This is a genomic window from Ruegeria sp. G10, assembly GCF_056533645.1.
This window is the reverse complement of the sequence record NZ_JBQFOQ010000001.1, coordinates 190,776-208,622: the sequence shown is the minus strand read 5'-3', so window position 1 is coordinate 208,622 and position 17,847 is coordinate 190,776. Positions and strand designations below refer to the sequence as shown.

Here is a 17,847-nt window from a genome sequence, read left to right as displayed (position 1 = left end):
CTTACTCGGCGGCCTCGGTGACACCCACGAGGATGTCGCGGATTTCGGCTTCCTTGATGTCGTCATGCTCGGCAATGACCACAAGGCGCGAGCGGCGGTCTTCGCCGGGTTCCCACGGGCGGTCGTATTGATGACGCACACGCGCACCAACGGCCTGTACCAACAGGCGCATCGGTTTGCCCTGAACGGCGGCATAGCCTTTGACGCGCAGGATGTTCAGTTCCTTGGCCAGACGTTCGATCTTGGCAACCAGATCCAGCGGGTCAGACTGTTCCGGCAACTCGACGATGATGCTTTCGAAATCGTCATGCTCATGATCGTGGTGGCCGTCGTGATGCGAGGGACGTGCGTCCATGTCATCCTCGGCGGCGGCTTCAAGACCCAGCACGACGCGGACGTCAACGGCTCCCTCGGCGACCTCAACTACGGGCAGGGGACGCGGGGCTTCGGCGGCGATGATCTCTCGCGCTTTGGCGACACCTTCGGGACCGGCCAGATCGGGCTTGGTCAGCAGGATGATGTCGGCGCAGGAAATCTGATCTTCGAACACCTCGGACAGGGGCGTTTCATGGTCAATCGAGTCATCGGCCAAGCGCTGGGCGTCCACCGCCTCGACATTGGGCGCGAAACGACCGGCGGCCACGGCTTCGGCGTCGGCCAGAGCGATCACGCCATCGACGGTGATCTTGGACCGGATATCAGGCCAGTCGAACGCCTTCAGCAGCGGTTTGGGCAGGGCGAGGCCAGAGGTTTCGATCAGGATGTGATCGGGGCGCGGCTCCAGCGCCATCAGCGCCTCGATGGTCGGGATGAAATCATCGGCCACGGTGCAGCAGATGCAGCCATTGGCCAGCTCCATGATGTTTTCCGCTGGGCAATCGGGGATGGCGCAGGATTTCAGGATGTCGCCATCGACGCCAACATCGCCGAACTCGTTGACCACAACGGCCAGACGCTTGCCCTGCGGGTTCTGCATCAGGTGCCGCACCAGCGTCGTTTTGCCCGAACCCAGAAAGCCGGTGATCACGGTGACGGGGAGTTTCTCAAGATTGCTCATTTCAGGGCTCCAATCGGGGGAATGCGGGCCGCACAGTTTTTGCGGAAATGTTCGGGGCGTTCGCGCCACTTGACCAGACCGTCCTCGGTCTCAAGGTACTTGGTGGCGCCGTCAACGATCACGTCGACATGGTCGGTTTCGTTCAGGTGTTCGTACACGAAGGTCCAACGATCCGGTCCGCCACGCAGGACGATGGAACAACCCTCGTCACAGTTCGACAGGCATTCCACGGCTTTCAGGGTTATCCCTTCGGGTAGCTCCGCCTGTTCCAAAGCCTTGTGCAACAGGGTGCCGGGGCGTTGCGCATCATCTTCTACGGGCAGCCCGCGACGACAAGTGGTGCAAACCAGCAATTCGACCGGAGCGGTCTCGGTCATGTCTCTCATCCCCCCAAATCCTCATCGTGGGGGACGGGGTTTCATGCGGGTCCCTTGACCCGACACCGGAACACCCCGTCCGGTTTCATCTTCGGGTGTTGGCAGGTCTCCCGGCTTGCGGATGTCAGAGGAGGCCTCTGTCGGATGTCCCGCCTTCCCGGCATTCGCCAGTGGCTTGGGCACCCTCTCCGGTCACGGTCGCGGGGGCGGCTGCGTTTGACGGATGATCCGCTGACGCATTCCCTTTTCATCTGCTGTCGCAGACACCAACGAAAGGGACATGCGGCAGGGTTGCCCCGCTTGTCAAGCGCAACACGCTGATCCGTGATCACGCGGGTAAAAAGCGACCTGTCCGGGTCGCTGGGCGGCATGATCCGGTTGGGCCGACATGCTGGCATGGTTCGCAAGACGCGAACAGGAGGATGCGGCGGATGAAAGTAGGGTTTATCGGGTTGGGAAATGTGGGGGGCAAGCTCTCGGGATCGCTGCTGCGCAACGGAATCGATCTGACGGTGCATGATCTGAACCCGGATCTGGTGGGCGCGTTTGTCACGAAAGGGGCCAAGGCCGCTGAAAGCCCGGCCCAGCTAATGCGCGATTGCGATGCGGTGATCACCTGCCTGCCATCCCCCGCCGCCTCGGATGCCGTGATGCAGGAAATGCTGCCCGAGGTCACCCCCGGCAAAATCTGGATGGAGATGTCGACCACCGACGAAGCCGAGGTCAAACGCCTTGGCGCGATGGTGATCGAGCGGGGCGGGGCTGCGGTGGATTGCCCGGTTTCGGGCGGCTGCCATCGGGCTGCGACGGGCAATATCTCGATCTTCGCGGGATGCGACCGCGCGACGTTCGAGCGTATCCTGCCCTTCCTGACGACCATGGGGCGGCGCATCCTGCATACGGGCGAACTGGGCTCGGCGTCGGTGCTGAAAGTGCTGACCAATTATCTGGCCACCGCCAACCTGATCACCTGCGCCGAGGCTTTGGTGACCGCAAAGGCCGCCGGGATGGACCTTGGCACCACCTATGAGGCGATCAAGATTTCGTCGGGCACCTCCTTTGTGCATGAGACGGAAAGTCAGGTCATCCTGAACGGCTCGCGCGATATTTCGTTCACCATGGATCTGGTGAGAAAGGATATCGGCCTGTTTCAGGAGGTCGCCGACCGCGCCGGAGTGCCGCTTGAGATCAACCCGTTGATGATCAAGATTTTCGAAGACGGGATCGCGCGCTATGGCGAGCGCGAGCTGTCGCCGAATATCATCAAACGGCTTGAGGACGCGACGGGGCTTGAAATTCAGGCCCCAGGCTTCCCGCCCGAGATGCAGGACGATGAACCCGAAGAACCGGGCTATGAGGTCGTCCCCCAGAACCGCAGGGTATCATAGACACGTTTGCATCAGGCGCGACCGGTCTGCGGGCTGCAGCACGTGTTTCGGGTTGATTGCCGAGTGGTTTTTGTGCCTTTGTCTGGGCGAATTTGGGAAATACGGAGCGTCCAGTGAAAACCCGCACCCCGCACACCCATCGTGAGCTGGAGCTGCTTGATGTCCTCAGACGTCTTGGCGGCACGGCCCGGAACTCGGAACTGGCCAAGACGCTCGGCGTGTCCGAGGAGACAGTGCGGCGCACGATCAAGTCGCTGGCGTCTTCGGGGGCCGTCGAGCGGGTGCATGGTGGTGCCTATCTGGCAGGCACACAAGGCGATCCCAGCTTCTTCCACCGCATTGCGCAGCATTCCGAGGAAAAGCGATTGATTGCCGGGCATGTGGCGGGCCTGATCCGGGACGGTATGACCGTGTTTCTGGATGTCGGATCTACCACCGCCTATGTCGCCGAGGAGTTGCGTCAGTCGGGCAATCTCACCGTCGTGACCAACTCGATCGGGGTCGGGCAGACGCTGGCCGGAACCCCGGGCAACCGTGTGCACCTGCTGGGTGGCGAACTGCAAAGCGATGAGCGCGGCGCCTTCGGCCATGTCACGCATCGGCAGGTGCAGCGCTATGCCTTCGATGTGGCCGTGCTCAGCATCGATGCGATCTCGGCGCGGCGGGGGTTCCTGTACCACAGCTCGGTCGAGGCTGATCTGGCAAGCGTTGTGGCGGGGAATGCGGATCGGCTGCTGGTGGCGGCGGCGCATTTCAAGTTTGGTGAAACCGCGCCATACGTTGGTCCCGAACCGCGCATGATCGATCAGCTTGTCACCGATCAGGCACCCGGCGGAGACGTCGCCAACGCATTGAATCAATGGGGTATTGAGGTCCAGATCGCGGTTGCAAGCGGGGTGCAGGCCGCAGGCTGACGTGGGTGTGTTCGTTGAGGCTGATCTTTGGAAAAATGGCAGCCCGTAGGGGAATCGAACCCCTCTTTCCAGGTTGAAAACCTGGCGTCCTAACCGATAGACGAACGGGCCATTTGGTTCAAACAAGCAAAATGGCAGCCCGTAGGGGAATCGAACCCCTCTTTCCAGGTTGAAAACCTGGCGTCCTAACCGATAGACGAACGGGCCACGCTGGCTTGTGGAGGGCCTTTTACGGTTTACCTTCCCCCCCCGCAAGACGAAAAACGCAAGGCTACGAAACTTTTTTGGCCGTCTCCGAAAGGCTTTGAAACGGGTATCAGACGGCCTCTGCAGCATCCTCCAACCGCAGCTGCACGCTCTGCCGACCGCCCCAGGAATTCACCTCAAGCCGGCCCGCAAAATGGAAACGCGCCCCGCCGTGATTGGACAAACGATCCCCCAGCGGGCCATCGAAGGCCCCAAATGCGATGGCGTCCAGCCCACCCGACATGCCATCCGACAGCGAGAGCTTCAGATGGGTCTCGCCGACGCGCTTGGCAAAGCGCACCTGCAGATCGGGCAGGGCATAGCGGGGGGCAGGGGCTCCAGCCCCGAAGGGACCCGCCTTTTCGATCTGTTCGATCAGGTCAACCGTTGCTGCCCCCGACATCAGAGCGCCGTCCAGTTTCAGATCGGCGGGGCCGCTTTGCCCTGCACCCTGTTTGGCAAGCAGTTCCGATAGCCGCGCCATCGCGGGCTCCAATTGATCACGCATTACGGTGAGTCCCGCCGCCATCTTGTGACCGCCGCCTTTGACCAGCAGTCCCTCGGCCGCCAGCCGCTGGATCGAAGCGCCAAGATCAACGCCCGAGACCGAACGGCCCGAACCCTTGCCCTCATCCCCGTCAAACCCGATCACGATAGCGGGGCGGTTTGCGGTCTCTTTCAGGCGCGAGGCAACGATGCCCACGACGCCCGGATGCCAGCCGTCGCCCGCCGCCCAGACCAGCGGCGCGTTCAGCCCTCGCTCCTCGGCCTGCGCTAGTGCGGCTGCGCGCACCGTGTTCTCGATCTCGCGCCGCTCCGCGTTCAGCGCATCCAGCCGCTCGGATAAGGCTTCGGCCTCGGTCGCCGAGTCGGTGCTCAGCAGCCGCGCGCCCAGATCGGCCTGCCCAATGCGCCCGCCTGCATTCACGCGCGGCCCCAGCAGGAACCCAAGATGATAGCTGTTGGGGGCGGTATCCATGCGCGCCACATCCGACAGCGCCACCAGCCCCGGCCTTTGCCTCTGGGCCATGACCTTCAAACCCTGCCGAACCAGCGCTCGGTTGGCCTCGATCAAAGGCGCGACATCGGCCACCGTGGCCAGCGCCACCAGATCGAGCATCGCCATCAGGTCCGGCCCCTTGGCCCCGGCCTCGCGCAGCTGCCGCCCGGCCTCGACCAGCATCAGAAATACCACCGCAGCGGCACAGAGATAGCCCAGATCGCCGCTTTCATCCTGTCGGTTCGGGTTCACCACGGCCACGCAATCCGGCAGGGTTTCCCCGCCCAGATGGTGGTCAAGCACGATTACGTCCGAGCCTTTGGCCGCAGCGATGGGTTCGTGGCTCAGTGTTCCGCAATCCACGCAGATGATCAGATCATGGCGTGCCGCCAGCTCTTGCATTGCGGGCACGTTGGGCCCATAGCCCTCATCAATCCGATCCGGCACATAGAGCGTTGCAGCAATCCCCATCTGTCGCAGCCACACGAGCAACAGCGCCGCCGAAGACCCGCCATCCACGTCATAATCCGCAAACACCGCGATCTTCTGACGCTTACGCACGGCCTCCAGAAACCGGGCCGCAGCAACCTCCATATCCTTCATTGCACGGGGATCGGGCAGCAGCTCTTTCAGCTTGGGCTCCAGAAATCCCGCGGCCTCCATCGCCGGAACCCCGCGCCGGGCCAGAACCTGGCACAGAGCGCGCGGCAGATCGGTCTGCTGCGCCATCATCTCGGCCGCCCGTTCGACCTCGATCCCCGGTCCAACCCAGCGCCGCCCGCTCAACGATTGCTCAACACCCAGAAACGCCACATCTCACCTCATGCACCAAGGCCGGACCCATCAGGACCCGGCCTCTTCATCTTTTCACAAATACTCTCGTCGAAGGCAGCGGCGCAAGCCGCTATGCGTCGGTATGCGACCACATCGGCGTGCGGTAGGACATGCGCCGGACCGAGCCTGTCTTGGACCGCATCAACAGCGTCGTCGTCTCGACCCAGCCCGGTTCCCGCTTGATGCGCGGCAGCAGCGACCCGCCCGTCACGCCAGTGGCGGCAAAGATCACATCGGCTGTCACCATCTCATCCCGCGCGTACACGCGGTCCAGATCGGTGATACCTGCCTTGGCAGCACGCCCCCGTTCGTCGTCATTGCGGAACAACAGCCGACCAAAAATCTGGCCACCCATGCATTTCAGAGCCGCTGCAGCAAGAACACCCTCAGGTGCACCGCCCTGACCCATATACATATCGATGCCGGTCACTTCGCTTTCGGCACAGTGCATGACACCGGCCACGTCGCCATCGGTGATCAGACGGATCGATGCACCGGTCTCGCGCACCTCGGCGATCATCGCCTCGTGGCGCGGACGTTCCAGAATGCAGACGGTGATATCGGCAGGTTCGCAGCCTTTGGCCTTGGCCAGCGCCTCGACGCGTTCGCGCGGGGTCATGTCCAGATTGACCACGTTCTCGGGGTAACCCGGACCAACCGCCAGCTTGTCCATGTAGACATCCGGCGCATGCAGCATCGAGCCGCGCGGGCCCATGGCAATCACGGTCAGCGCGTTGGGCATGTCCTTGGCGGTCAGAGTGGTGCCTTCCAGCGGGTCCAGTGCGATATCCACGCCGGGGCCGTTACCAGTGCCGACTTCTTCGCCGATATACAGCATGGGGGCCTCGTCGCGCTCGCCTTCGCCGATGACCACAACGCCCGCGATGTCCAGCAGGTTCAACTGCTCGCGCATGGCGTTAACCGCAGCCTGATCGGCTGCTTTTTCGTCGCCACGCCCAACCAGCGAGGCCGAGGCCAGTGCGGCCTGTTCCGCCACCCTTGCCAGCCCCAGCGACAGCAGGCGGTCGTTAAAATCGATCTTGGCAGCACTCATTTGTTCTTATCCTCAGGTCAACAAAGCCGTTTCTTCCGGCATAGCTTGCGTTTCATGCAGGCCGCAAGCTCAAACCTCTTCAATGCGCAGGGCAACGGGGTCGCCCGCAATAACATCGGTCTCGCGTAGGCCTTCAAGCGCGACGCCCAGCGTGGCGCGGGTGGTCTTGTGGGTGACGATCAGAACCGGCGCGGTGCTTTCAGCGTGGGCATACTGGCGCATCCGGTCGATCGAGACACCGGCATCACCCAGAATGGCCGCCACCTTGGCCAGCGCACCCGGCTTGTCCAGCAGGCCCAGCCGCAGATAATACGGCGCAGGCAGGCCGGTGACGGCGGGCGTCGCGTCTTGCAGCGAGGTGGCGGGGCGTCCAAAGGTCGGGATGTGCAGCCCGCGTGCCAGATCGCAGACATCGCCCATCACGGCACTGGCGGTGGGGCCTTCGCCGGCACCGGGGCCGCGCAGAACGATTTGCTCGATCGAGTCGCCATCCAGCACCACCATATTCGTGCCGCCTTCCAACTGACCTAAAGGCGAGTCACTGGGCACCAGACAGGGCTGCATCCGCTGAACCAGACCGCGCGCAGTGCGTTGTGCCACGCCGAGCAGCTTGATCCGATAGCCCATGTCATCGGCCTGATGGATGTCATCCAGGCTGATCTGCTGAATGCCCTCAATCTCGATCCCGTCGAAATTCGGCTTGGTGCCAAAGGCAATCGAGGACAAGAGCGCCAGCTTATGCGCCGCATCAATGCCGCCCACGTCCAGATTCGGGTCGGCCTCCAGGTAGCCAAGCTGGGCACATTCCTCGAACAACGCGTTATAGCCCAGTTCCTGCGACTGCATCCGGGTCAGGATGTAGTTGCAGGTGCCGTTCATCACACCCATGACGCGGGTGATTTCGTTACCCGCCAACCCCTCGGTCAGAGATTTGATGACCGGGATGCCGCCGGCAACAGCGGCCTCGAACCGGATCACGCGACCAGCGGCCTCGGCCTTTTCGGCAAGTTCCTGACCGTGAATGGCCAGCAGTGCCTTGTTGGCGGTGACCACATCCTTACCGCTGGCCAGCGCCGCCTCGACCGAGGCCCTGGCGGGGCCGTTTTCACCACCCATCAGTTCTACAAAAACATCAACGTCGTCGCGCTTGGCCAGCGCGACCGGATCGGTTTCCCACGCATAATCCGACAGGTTCACGCCGCGATCCTTGCCAGCATCACGGGCCGAGACTGCGGTGATTTCGATGGGCCGCCCAGTGCGGGCCTGCAGCAGTTCCGCGTGGCGGCGGACGATCTTGACCACGCCAATACCCACGGTTCCCAAACCGGCAATTCCAAGCCGCAGCGCCTGTGTCATCCCTATGGGTCCTTTCCGCTCGAAACTCCGCCGGTGGCGGGCCATCCATTGCGGGCTGCCTTAGCGGGTTCGGGGCAGGGGTGCAATCCGTCAGAACGCAAAGCGCGCTAGTTTATCTCGGCGTTTTGAAGGGCCTCGGCACGGTTTGCCAGCGCCTCAGCGCGGGCGGTCAGCTCTTCTTCGACCTCTGCAGCCTCGCTGACCGGATCGGCGGGCGCGCCCAAAGCCGCATCCAAAGGGATCAGCTTGGGGTAGGGGGCTTTGCGCAAGGCCTCGGTCTCGCTGTCTTTTAACTCTGGGATATCAACGCAGCCAGCAGCGACGAACAGCAAAAGTACCAGTGGCAGAGGCTTCATGATGATCCTTTGGGTTGCGCCGTGACCTATGTGATGCACCTTTTGTCGAGGCGGTTCAAGCGGGCTTCTATCTGAACGTTTGTTCAGATACGGTCGGATCATGGCACGCACACAAGGCTCTCATTCCGATATCACAGGCCCGCGCATCCGCAAGGCGGCGTTGGGGCTTTTTGCGCGCCACGGCTATGCCGCGGTTTCGATGCGCCAGATCGCGGGGGCGGTCGGGGTGCAGGCGGGTGCGCTTTATAATTACACCCCCGACAAGCAGAGCCTGCTTTACGATCTGATGCGTACCCATATGCAGGACCTATCGGCTGCGTATAGCGATCTCACCCGGTTTGACGATCCAAAAGACGCCCTGCGCCAGTTCGTCGGCTTCCACATCCGCTTTCATCTGGAGCGACCGGATGAGGTCTTCATCGCATATATGGAGCTGCGCAATCTGACGCCCCCGAACTTCGCCGAGATTGAAGCCCTGCGCCGCCAATACGAGGACTCGCTCGAAAACATTCTGCGACGTGGCCACGAGACCGGGCAGTTCGCGGTGACCGATACCAAAATCGCCACGCTTGCGGTCATCGCGATGTTGAATGGTGTGATCACGTGGTATCGCAGCGGCGGACGGCTGTCTCTGGACGAGGTCGAACAGGTCTATTGGGACATGGTGCGCAAGGCCGTATCCGCCTGACCCTAGTGAGCCGGGCGGATGAACGTCCCATTGCGCAATTCCCGAAACGCCTGTTGCAGCTCGGCCTGCGTGTTCATGACGATCGGTCCGTGCCATGCGACAGGCTCATTGATCGGAGCGCCCGAGATCAGCAGAAACCGCACGCCCTCGGGCCCGGCCTGAACCGTCACTTCATCTCCCGAGCCAAAGCGGATCAGCGTCCGGTCGCCGGACATATCGCGGATATTGACCTCATGCCCCGCCACCTCTTTTTCCAGCAGAACGCCAGTGGGCTGCGAGGCATCGGCAAAGGCGGCCTGACCTTCGAATACATAGGCGAACGCGCGGCGATACGTGTCGATGCGAAAGGTCTTTTTCACGCCTGCCGGGATGCTGATGTCCAGATACTGCGGATCGGCTGCAATGCCATCCACAGGGCCTGTACGCCCCCAGAATTCACCCACGATCACCCGCACCGTGGTTCCGTCATCATCGACGATCTCCGGGATATCCCGGCTTTGAACATCCTGATAGCGCGGCGCAGTCATCTTCTGATCCGAAGGCAAGTTGCCCCAGAGTTGGAACCCATGCATCTGACCGCTGGCGGTACCCTTCGGCATCTCCTGATGCAGAATGCCCGAGCCTGCGGTCATCCATTGCACATCTCCGGCCCCAAGCGTCCCGCTGTTGCCCAGCGAGTCGCTGTGATCGACTGTTCCCGACAGAACATAAGTAATCGTCTCGATTCCGCGATGCGGATGCCACGGGAAACCGGCCATGTAGTCCTGCGGGTGTTCGTTCCGGAAGTCGTCAAACAGCAGGAAAGGGTCCAGCTCCGACGGGTCCTGAAACCCAAAGGCCCGGTGCAGTTTGACACCCGCGCCCTCCATCGTCGGCACGGCTTTGCGGGTTTCCAGAGTAGGTCTGAGCGACATCCAAGCCTCCATCATCGTTGGCTGCAAATCTAAGCCGCATGTCAGTGCAATCAATTCGCGCAGAAACACGCAGTCTGTGCAGGGGTGCTCAGATCCATCCGGGGGCTCTGTCCTTTGCGCGGCAAAGCCGCTAAAGCAGGCGGCAAAGCAGGAGAGACACATGCAAGAAGATGTTCTGGCCACTGTCGCGGCCTCAGCCCCGCGCCGCTGGATGGGGGTGGGGATGCTGACAACGGTCGGCGCGCTGGTGATTTATGTCGCGCTGGCGAGCCCGCCTCAGCTGGGGTGGCAGGTGTTTCTGCTGGTTATCGGTGCTGCATCTTTCTGGCTGTCTCAGCGCATGTGGCGCGCGACCGCAGATACGATCGAGTTGACACGATCGACGTTGCGCACCGGGTCAGGGCAGGTCATCTGCACCGTCGATGAGATAGAAGCGATTGACCGGGGTATCTTTGCGTTCAAGCCGTCGAACGGCTTCCTGATCAAAACCGTTGCGCCGGCACCCAATGGCTGGGCACCGGGCCTCTGGTGGCGCTTGGGTCGGCGTGTCGGCATCGGCGGCATGACAGCGGCCGCCGAAGCCAAGTTCATGTCCGAAATGCTATCGGCGATGCTGGCCGAGCGCGGTTCAGGCGCTTAGATCGAGCCAGACTCCTCAGCATCGTCAATATCGTTGCCGACATCTTCCAGATCAATGATCAGGGTTTCAAACTCTGCACCGATCTTGTTTGTGAAGCGGGGCCGGGTGAAAACGAAATTGTCGAACGAGATATCCTTGACGATGTTTTCGTTAAAAATCGGCTGATACTTGTTTGATGTCTCAACAAGGATCAGAGTGTCTTGATTGGGCATCGGAGGCAGAGAAGTGCGAAGATGTTCAACGTTGTCGTTTGTCCATATGAACTGATACCCACGCGCTGTCGACCATTGAACGAGATGGCGATCTTTTTCCTCGTCAAAGACCAACAGCGACACGCGCATCGACAAAGGAGACCCATTGTTGATCATGCGCTTCATCAATTGGTGCAGTGAATTGATGTAAGTGTCATTGATTGTCCCAGTCTCGCGTGAGATGAGGTCGCTTACGGTGTAAGCGGCCTTCAAGTTGGACGCGCTTTGCCGAAAACCGTCGAACCACGTATATGTCCCAGTGGCGGTGAACAAAAGCAGTGGGAACATCAGGACGGCATCCAAAGTCATGGAGCCGGATTCTTTGCGCGTCAGGACTTTCAGATACTTTGAGAGTTTTGCTAGTTGTAACATCGCTTAAATCGGCTCCTGAACAAACGCGGTTGTCGCGGTAAGAGAGTATTGGCCAGACTTGTCGGATATTCCTTCTGCCATCTTCGACGTCGGGAAGATTGGATCAATACGAGCGCAGGCACGCAGGATCATGAGCTCATTCGATTGCCCATTGATGAAGTTTCTGACCGGTTTCACCTCTTCCGAGTTGTCCGTGCAATCTGGTTCTTCTTCAAGGACGATTCCTTCGAATGCACTCTGCTGAATCATCTCAAGCCGCAGGTTATTTGAACAATTTTTGATGAAAGCAGTGCGTTCACAGATGACGTCTTTGATGTCGTCATGCTCAAGGGTTGTCCCTGTACCCAAACGAATGTCTCGCACCGTCATGTCTACGGCTCTCTCAAGCATGGTCTGCTGAGCTGTTATGATTGTCAGCTCCGCGGCAGATAGAGTGAAGAGCATGAAAGCAGGAAATATGATGGCAAATTCAATTGTAGCATTGCCATTCTCCGCCTTGCGAAACCGCCGCGCGAATGAGGAAAACTTACCCATCATTGTGTCAGCCTCAGTTTGCGGATTGACGACGCGATCGACTCAAAGGCGCTTTCAAGATCCAGCCCTTTTACATTGTAGACGTGACTTGACTCAGAGCTGGCGCAATCCTGAAGCAGGCGATACCCGCTCCGAGGAGCTTCGAATGCGATACCGTAGATAATGATACCTTCGTCTTTCGCGGCGTTGCACACGTGCTTCGTACGCTGGTTCTTGGCCGAGGTTTCAACTTTTGAGAAAGCTTTTGAATACCACTCGGCCCAAGCACTGGACTGCCAGTAGAAATTGTATTCAGCATTCCAGGCCAGCGAAACGCGGTTGAACAATTCCGGATACGTCAGGCGTACAGCATCACCAGGTTCGTTGTTCTTGGCGGTTTCGGGTTCCGGGTTGCCGTATGGATGATCAGCCCACTGATTGCGCTGAGGCCAGAAGTAGTTCGGCTTACCTTGCGAGTGAAAGATTGTATAGTCGCCCTCTACATTATGACGTGTACGGCGGCCATAATCGATCCAACTGGTCAGGTTTCCAGAGTCGGGATTATACCACACATCCGAGTATCCTTCGCGAAGCGACGGATTCAGCATGTATTGATCGGTGTTCTTCCCGTCGGTCATGACGATAACGACCTTCAGCACATCCGTATTGTAGTCCGTAGGACGTTGGCTGAAATTCGCTGGAACGATGGTTGATGACGAGAACTGCGGGTCCGGATCCGTCTGTTTCGACAGATCATTCACGATGCCACGCATGCTGGGGTCCAGAAGAGCGACACCCCATTTCATACCGATATCGATCGACGTGTTCCCATTTGGCGTCAGCTGGCTGATGTGCTTCAGCAGTTTGTCACGGTTGTTGGTCACAGCAGTAATGGCACTGCCAGCGCGAACAGGACAGACCGGAATTCGGATTCCATTCTCTGAGTAGGTGAACGGATCAAAATGCGCGGTGCGTTCAAGTGTGTCACCGCGATGCAGGTCCGAGTCGCTATATTGTTCGGGAATAAAGTTCACGCAATGCGAATAATCGTGCTCTTGAGTGACATTCGTGAACTTGTCCAGGAGATCTTCGCCCGCGTTGACCTGGGTGGCGTAGGGGACGATCGAAATCGAAATCTCGCTCTCGCCAGGCTTGTCCAGCATCAGATTAACGAATTCCGTCGCCGAATCCCGCAAAACTGCCATTTTTGAATAGAGCGGATCGGCAGACCGTTCACTCATCGACCCCGAGATGTCCAGAACGAGCGAGATTTCCACCGCGCCGATTGACTCCTCAGCCGTGCTTGCGGCCGGCGCGATCATGGTTTCGACGCCAGACAGGCGCATAAAGTGCGTATTGACGATCGTTTCTGCTGTGGCCGAGACCTTCCGTGAGCCGAAGCCCTCGACAACGGTCACATCTTTCAGCTTGTCGCCAAGACCGGCTTTGTCGAGATAGGCTTCTACAACCGCTTTCGGTGGCTCTTTTTGGTCGAGATCTGCGGCAGCAAGAACCGCGCGATCAAGCGTCGACTGAAGGGCCGCGCGATCACGCTCGTAATTCATCATATCGACGCCAATCCCCGTCGTCGCAATCATGAGCAGGAAAAGAAAGACCGTGAGGATGGTGAACGAACCCTCCTCATTTTTGGGGAATTGACGGACTGTATCAAATTTGTTGTTTGGCTTGATAGAACCAAGACTGGGTAAGTTACTCTTCATATTTGGTGACTCCGCTGAGCAGGCCGATAAAGCCCCCAAGGAAAAATTTACTGTATTACGTTAATTTCCAAACGTGGCGGGAATTGGGCGAAAAAGGCTTAGTTTAGGCTGGTTTGCGGTAATTCCGAAGATAATCCCGCGCTCCGGTGTCGCTCTGTCGTCCTGCCGTGAACAATTGTCTGAGCCCACCATTTGCGACGCGACTCAGGCGCGCGACGGCAAGCTGAGTTCTCAAATTGATCAAAAAATATGCAGTTGGTGATTGCAGCCCGAGCGCAGTGGTGCGACAAAACGTCATGACATTCGTCATTTACCGGTACGGAGGATTACATGACGGCAATCAATGAACCCAGCTTTCGCGAAAGTGTAGATCTGATGTTCAACAGGGCGGCATCCTTGATGGACCTGCCGCCCGGGCTCGAAGAAAAGATACGGGTTTGCAACGCCACATATACCGTGCGCTTCGGCGTGCGCCTCCGCGGCAAAATTCAGACATTCACCGGATACCGTTCGGTGCATTCAGAGCATATGGAGCCTGTGAAAGGCGGTATCCGCTATGCGCTTGCGGTAAATCAGGACGAGGTCGAGGCGCTTGCAGCACTGATGACTTATAAATGCGCCCTGGTTGAAACTCCGTTCGGTGGCTCGAAGGGGGGGTTGTGCATCGACCCACGTCTGTACGAAGAGCACGAGCTTGAGCAGATCACCCGCCGTTTCGCCTATGAACTGGCCAAACGCGACCTGATCAATCCTTCGCAGAACGTGCCCGCCCCCGATATGGGTACGGGTGAGCGCGAGATGGCCTGGATGGCTGATCAATACGCGCGGATGAACACAACAGACATCAACGCGCGCGCCTGTGTGACTGGCAAGCCGCTGAATGCCGGAGGCATCTCAGGTCGTGTCGAAGCGACCGGACGTGGCGTTCAATACGCGCTGCGTGAATTCTTCCGCCACCCCGAGGACATCGCGAAGGCAGGTCTTTCGGGTAAGCTGGACGGCAAGCGCGTGATCGTTCAGGGGCTTGGGAATGTGGGCTACCACGCGGCCAAGTTCCTCAGCGAAGAGGATGGCGCGCGCGTCATCGGTGTCATCGAGTGGGACGGTGCGCTTTTCAACCCCGAGGGGATCGATGTCGAGGCGGTACGACAGTGGATCGTCAAGCACGGAGGTGTAAAAGACTATCCTGACGCAAATCACTCGGCTGAAGGATCTGCGGTTCTTGAAGAAGACTGCGATATTCTCATCCCGGCGGCCCTGGAAGGGGTCATCAACCTGTCGAATGCCGACCGTATCAAGGCGCCTCTGATTATCGAGGCGGCGAATGGTCCGGTGACCGCGGGCGCGGATGAAGTCCTGCGCAAGAAGGGCACGGTGATCATCCCCGATATGTATGCCAACGCTGGCGGTGTGACGGTGTCCTATTTCGAATGGGTCAAGAACCTGAGCCATATCCGTTTTGGCCGCATGCAGCGCCGTCAGGAGGAATCGCGCCACGAGTTGATTGTCAGCGAACTGGAGCGGTTGGACCGTTATCTGGGCGATGCTTGGTCAATGTCGCCGGACTTTAAGGCGAAGTATCTCAAGGGTGCCGATGAGTTGGAACTGGTCCGCTCGGGCCTCGATGACACGATGCGGATTGCTTATCAGGCCATGCGAGAGGTCTGGCACAGTCGTTCTGATGTCGAGGACCTGCGCACAGCAGCTTATATCGTCGCGATCGACCGCGTCTCAAAAAGCTATCGCGCCAAGGGGCTTTGACGCGACAGACCCAGACAGAAACCGGACCAATTTCATTGGTCCGGTTGCAGCCGCCCATCGTATACATACAAGGTGTCGAGAGGAGCGGAGCCATTGGAATTTTCCATCAGAACAGTTTTCTTGGCAGCATCGCTGTCGCTCAGCGCACCAAGCGCGATGGCGCAGGCTCCGTCAGGCTGGGGGGGCAGTGTTGAAGGCCTGGCGGTCTATCAGGGCAAGGCCGATTTGGATGACGGCGGAGATTTCAGCGCCAATCGCGCGTTCCTGCGTGGGGGCGCGATCAACCGCTTCGACGATGGGTCCTTTGCCGGTGTCCTCGTCAGCTATGGGTTGTTCTCATACGACTTTCAGCGTTCCGAAAACGCGCCGTGGGAGGATATTCGCGACATCCGGGTCACCGCGCCGATGCGCCTTATTCTGGACAATGGTGCCAGCGTGTTCATCTCGCCGCAACTGCGCTGGGATTATGAGCTGGGGGCCGATACGTCCGAGGGGTTCAGCTATGGTGCTTTTGCGGGGATTTCTTGGCAGCTGACGCCGAACCTACGGCTGGGTCCTGCGTTTGGCGTGTTTTCAGAGATTGGCTCGGGTGGCCCCGAGGTGTTTCCGGCGGTGCTTGTGGATTGGGAATTCGCTGACCGTTGGAAGCTGAGCACGGGCGGGGGTTTGGGCGCGACGCAGGGGCCGGGGCTAACCCTAGAGCGCGCGGTCTCTGACGATTTGACGGTTGGCTTGGCCGCGCGGTTCGAGAGTGTTCGTTTCCGGCTGGACGATGACGGAATTGCACCGGGTGGTGTCGGCGAGGACCGCAGTTTTCCGGTCGTGTTGTCCGTTCGATATGCCCCGAACCCGGGCGTAGCGCTGACGGCATTCGCCGGTGCAGAGTTTGGCGGCGAACTGACCCTGGAAGATGAAAATGGTCGCGAGATCAGTCAGCAGGACTATGACACAGCGCCGATCGCGGGCGTTGCTTTTCAGTTGCGCTTCTGACCTGTATTGAAAATTCGCATTCCGCTCATGTTTCGTCGCCCACGGACAAGTTGGTGTCGAAAACAGCGGTGGCGCGCCCTGGTGACATTGCTACTGCTGGTCAGAGTTTGTTTGATGCCACTCAGGGCTGCAGGGAGGTCTGAATGCGTTTTTCCGGCTTTAGGATTCTCAGAGAGGGGCTGACCGGTAACAAAGGTTGGGCCCCGCACTGGCGTGATCCGCAGCCCAAGGACGAATATGACATCATCATTATTGGCGGTGGCGGTCATGGCCTGAGTACGGCGTATTATCTGGCCAAAGAACATGGTCTGACCAATGTCGCCGTGCTGGAGAAGGGTTATATCGGCGGCGGCAATGTCGGGCGCAACACGACCATTGTGCGCGCGAACTACTTTCTGCAGGGCAATTCCGAGTTCTATTCGCATTCGCTGAAGCTGTGGGAAGGTCTTGAGCAGGACCTGAACTACAACGTGATGCACTCGCAGCGCGGGATCATCAACCTGTTCCACTCGGACGGGCAGCGGGACGCGGCGGCGCGGCGGGGCAATATGATGATCAGCCAGGGCGATGACGCCATCCTGCTGAGCCGTGATCAGTTGCGTGAGATGTTGCCTTATCTGAATTACGACGATCTGCGGTTTCCGCTATATGGCGGGTTGTACCATCCGCGTGGCGGCACGGCGCGGCATGATGCGGTGGCATGGGGTTATGCGCGCGGCGCGGATCAGCGCGGGGTGGACCTGATCCAGAATTGCGAAGTGACCGGGATAGATATCGAGAATGGTGCCGTGCGCGGCGTTCAGACCACGCGTGGTGCGATCCGGGCCAAGAAAGTGGCCGTGGTGGTTGCTGGCCGGTCGGGTCAGGTCGCGGCGATGGCCGAGATGCGCCTGCCAATTGAAAGCCATGTTCTGCAGGCTTTTGTGACCGAAGGGCTGAAGCCTTGCATCGATCACGTCGTGACCTTTGGAATGGGGCATTTCTATATTAGCCAGTCGGACAAAGGCGGTTTGGTTTTCGGCGGCGATCTGGATTTTTATGCATCTTACGCGGCCCGGGGGAACCTGCCCACGGTGGAAAGCGTGATGGAGGCCGGGGTCGCCCTGATGCCGATGATCGGCAAGGCGCGGGTGCTGCGATCCTGGGGCGGGATCATGGATATGTCGCCGGATGGCTCTCCGATCATTGATCGCACGGATATCGACGGGCTCTATCTGAACTGCGGCTGGAATTATGGGGGATTCAAGGCCGTGCCGGGCTCGGGCAATGTGTTTGCCCATCTGATCGCGACGGATCGCTATCATGAGAACGCGACCGGGTTCCGGCTGGATCGGTTCCGCACCGGGCGGAGGATTATTGATGAAGAGGGCAAGGGCTCTCAACACAATCTGCATTGAGGGTGGCGATGTTGGATT

General features: G+C 59.5%; 17 protein-coding genes, 2 tRNA genes and 1 riboswitch. Of the genes, 7 read left to right on the top strand and 12 right to left on the bottom strand.

Annotation, left to right across the window (positions count from 1 at the left end; genetic code table 11):
- Position 1 precedes the first annotated feature (1 nt).
- The gene (gene cobW / locus ACR0KM_RS00990) at positions 2-1,057 is read right to left on the bottom strand and encodes a cobalamin biosynthesis protein CobW (RefSeq protein ID WP_480857144.1); all 1,056 of its coding nucleotides are present in this window, start codon (positions 1,055-1,057) and stop codon (positions 2-4) included.
- Positions 1,054-1,434: a DUF1636 family protein gene (locus ACR0KM_RS00985; protein ID WP_480857145.1), complete on the bottom strand. Its 381-nt coding sequence runs from the start codon at positions 1,432-1,434 to the stop codon at positions 1,054-1,056. Before ACR0KM_RS00985 ends, cobW begins: the two co-directional genes overlap by 4 nt.
- Before the next feature lie 83 nt (positions 1,435-1,517).
- A riboswitch (cobalamin riboswitch) is annotated at positions 1,518-1,720 on the bottom strand.
- Here ACR0KM_RS00985 and ACR0KM_RS00980 point away from each other — a divergent pair.
- Both ACR0KM_RS00980 and ACR0KM_RS00975 read left to right on the top strand, forming a co-directional pair.
- The gene (locus ACR0KM_RS00980) at positions 1,686-2,822 is read left to right on the top strand and encodes an NAD(P)-dependent oxidoreductase (RefSeq protein ID WP_480865448.1); all 1,137 of its coding nucleotides are present in this window, start codon (positions 1,686-1,688) and stop codon (positions 2,820-2,822) included. (Overlaps the previous riboswitch by 35 nt.)
- A gap of 113 nt (positions 2,823-2,935) precedes the next feature.
- The gene (locus tag ACR0KM_RS00975) at positions 2,936-3,736 is read left to right on the top strand and encodes a DeoR/GlpR family DNA-binding transcription regulator (protein ID WP_480819544.1); all 801 of its coding nucleotides are present in this window, start codon (positions 2,936-2,938) and stop codon (positions 3,734-3,736) included.
- A gap of 36 nt (positions 3,737-3,772) precedes the next feature.
- Here ACR0KM_RS00975 and ACR0KM_RS00970 read toward each other — a convergent pair.
- The 6 genes from ACR0KM_RS00970 to ACR0KM_RS00945 all read right to left on the bottom strand — a co-directional run bounded on the left by ACR0KM_RS00970 (position 3,773) and on the right by ACR0KM_RS00945 (position 8,582).
- A tRNA-Glu gene (locus ACR0KM_RS00970) sits at positions 3,773-3,847 on the bottom strand.
- Positions 3,848-3,868: 21 nt separating this feature from the next.
- Positions 3,869-3,943 (bottom strand) — tRNA-Glu (locus ACR0KM_RS00965).
- A gap of 109 nt (positions 3,944-4,052) precedes the next feature.
- The gene (gene recJ, locus ACR0KM_RS00960; protein WP_480857146.1) at positions 4,053-5,795 is read right to left on the bottom strand and encodes a single-stranded-DNA-specific exonuclease RecJ; all 1,743 of its coding nucleotides are present in this window, start codon (positions 5,793-5,795) and stop codon (positions 4,053-4,055) included.
- A gap of 91 nt (positions 5,796-5,886) precedes the next feature.
- Positions 5,887-6,870 carry a class II fructose-bisphosphatase gene (gene glpX, locus ACR0KM_RS00955; protein WP_480857149.1) on the bottom strand — a complete coding sequence of 328 codons (984 nt, stop codon included), beginning with the start codon at positions 6,868-6,870 and terminating at the stop codon, positions 5,887-5,889.
- 69 nt (positions 6,871-6,939) lie between these two features.
- Complete coding sequence (locus ACR0KM_RS00950; RefSeq protein WP_480857151.1) at positions 6,940-8,226, bottom strand: homoserine dehydrogenase; 1,287 nt, start codon at positions 8,224-8,226, stop codon at positions 6,940-6,942.
- A 107-nt stretch (positions 8,227-8,333) separates the two neighbouring features.
- Positions 8,334-8,582 (bottom strand): hypothetical protein, encoded by a 249-nt coding sequence (locus ACR0KM_RS00945; RefSeq protein WP_480857152.1) that lies wholly within the window; start codon positions 8,580-8,582, stop codon positions 8,334-8,336.
- A 100-nt stretch (positions 8,583-8,682) separates the two neighbouring features.
- On the opposite strand from ACR0KM_RS00945, the gene ACR0KM_RS00940 reads away from it, so the two are divergent.
- Complete coding sequence (locus tag ACR0KM_RS00940) at positions 8,683-9,270, top strand: TetR/AcrR family transcriptional regulator (RefSeq protein WP_480857154.1); 588 nt, start codon at positions 8,683-8,685, stop codon at positions 9,268-9,270.
- Positions 9,271-9,272: 2 nt separating this feature from the next.
- On the opposite strand, the gene ACR0KM_RS00935 is transcribed toward ACR0KM_RS00940, so the two are convergent.
- Entirely contained in the window at positions 9,273-10,184 is a 912-nt protein-coding gene (locus ACR0KM_RS00935; RefSeq protein ID WP_480819550.1) for a pirin family protein, read from the bottom strand.
- A 160-nt stretch (positions 10,185-10,344) separates the two neighbouring features.
- Here ACR0KM_RS00935 and ACR0KM_RS00930 point away from each other — a divergent pair, with 160 nt between their 5' ends.
- The gene (locus ACR0KM_RS00930) at positions 10,345-10,824 is read left to right on the top strand and encodes a hypothetical protein (protein WP_480857155.1); all 480 of its coding nucleotides are present in this window, start codon (positions 10,345-10,347) and stop codon (positions 10,822-10,824) included.
- Here the strand turns inward: ACR0KM_RS00930 and ACR0KM_RS00925 are convergent.
- The 3 genes from ACR0KM_RS00925 to ACR0KM_RS00915 all read right to left on the bottom strand — a co-directional run bounded on the left by ACR0KM_RS00925 (position 10,821) and on the right by ACR0KM_RS00915 (position 13,681).
- A complete protein-coding gene (locus tag ACR0KM_RS00925; protein ID WP_480819552.1) occupies positions 10,821-11,378 on the bottom strand; it encodes a hypothetical protein in 558 nt (185 codons plus the stop codon). The two genes, ACR0KM_RS00930 and ACR0KM_RS00925, sit on opposite strands and share 4 nt — an antisense overlap.
- Before the next feature lie 72 nt (positions 11,379-11,450).
- A complete protein-coding gene (locus tag ACR0KM_RS00920) occupies positions 11,451-11,984 on the bottom strand; it encodes a TadE/TadG family type IV pilus assembly protein (protein ID WP_480819553.1) in 534 nt (177 codons plus the stop codon).
- The gene (locus ACR0KM_RS00915; protein WP_480819554.1) at positions 11,981-13,681 is read right to left on the bottom strand and encodes a pilus assembly protein TadG-related protein; all 1,701 of its coding nucleotides are present in this window, start codon (positions 13,679-13,681) and stop codon (positions 11,981-11,983) included. Before ACR0KM_RS00915 ends, ACR0KM_RS00920 begins: the two co-directional genes overlap by 4 nt.
- A gap of 330 nt (positions 13,682-14,011) precedes the next feature.
- Here ACR0KM_RS00915 and ACR0KM_RS00910 point away from each other — a divergent pair, with 330 nt between their 5' ends.
- The 3 genes from ACR0KM_RS00910 to ACR0KM_RS00900 all read left to right on the top strand — a co-directional run bounded on the left by ACR0KM_RS00910 (position 14,012) and on the right by ACR0KM_RS00900 (position 17,829).
- On the top strand, positions 14,012-15,442 hold the full coding sequence (locus ACR0KM_RS00910) for a Glu/Leu/Phe/Val family dehydrogenase (RefSeq protein WP_480857157.1): 1,431 nt from the start codon (positions 14,012-14,014) through the stop codon (positions 15,440-15,442).
- A 120-nt stretch (positions 15,443-15,562) separates the two neighbouring features.
- Positions 15,563-16,432, top strand: coding sequence for a hypothetical protein (locus ACR0KM_RS00905; RefSeq protein ID WP_480857159.1), 870 nt, complete (start codon positions 15,563-15,565; stop codon positions 16,430-16,432).
- A 143-nt stretch (positions 16,433-16,575) separates the two neighbouring features.
- Positions 16,576-17,829, top strand: a complete 1,254-nt coding sequence (locus ACR0KM_RS00900; protein ID WP_480857161.1) for a sarcosine oxidase subunit beta family protein — start codon at positions 16,576-16,578, stop codon at positions 17,827-17,829.
- Positions 17,830-17,847 lie beyond the last annotated feature (18 nt).

Bases quoted from the DNA above. Each gene is read 5' to 3' on its own strand.
- ACR0KM_RS00985 (WP_480857145.1), bottom strand. From the start codon at position 1,434: ATGACCGAGACCGCTCCGGTCGAATTGCTGGTTTGCACCACTTGTCGT.
- cobW (WP_480857144.1), bottom strand. From the start codon at position 1,057: ATGAGCAATCTTGAGAAACTCCCCGTCACCGTGATCACCGGCTTTCTG.
- ACR0KM_RS00915 (WP_480819554.1), bottom strand. From the start codon at position 13,681: ATGAAGAGTAACTTACCCAGTCTTGGTTCTATCAAGCCAAACAACAAA.
- ACR0KM_RS00930 (WP_480857155.1), top strand. From the start codon at position 10,345: ATGCAAGAAGATGTTCTGGCCACTGTCGCGGCCTCAGCCCCGCGCCGC.
- ACR0KM_RS00940 (WP_480857154.1), top strand. From the start codon at position 8,683: ATGGCACGCACACAAGGCTCTCATTCCGATATCACAGGCCCGCGCATC.
- ACR0KM_RS00910 (WP_480857157.1), top strand. From the start codon at position 14,012: ATGACGGCAATCAATGAACCCAGCTTTCGCGAAAGTGTAGATCTGATG.
- ACR0KM_RS00950 (WP_480857151.1), bottom strand. From the start codon at position 8,226: ATGACACAGGCGCTGCGGCTTGGAATTGCCGGTTTGGGAACCGTGGGT.
- glpX (WP_480857149.1), bottom strand. From the start codon at position 6,870: ATGAGTGCTGCCAAGATCGATTTTAACGACCGCCTGCTGTCGCTGGGG.
- ACR0KM_RS00935 (WP_480819550.1), bottom strand. From the start codon at position 10,184: ATGTCGCTCAGACCTACTCTGGAAACCCGCAAAGCCGTGCCGACGATG.
- ACR0KM_RS00945 (WP_480857152.1), bottom strand. From the start codon at position 8,582: ATGAAGCCTCTGCCACTGGTACTTTTGCTGTTCGTCGCTGCTGGCTGC.
- ACR0KM_RS00920 (WP_480819553.1), bottom strand. From the start codon at position 11,984: ATGATGGGTAAGTTTTCCTCATTCGCGCGGCGGTTTCGCAAGGCGGAG.
- ACR0KM_RS00900 (WP_480857161.1), top strand. From the start codon at position 16,576: ATGCGTTTTTCCGGCTTTAGGATTCTCAGAGAGGGGCTGACCGGTAAC.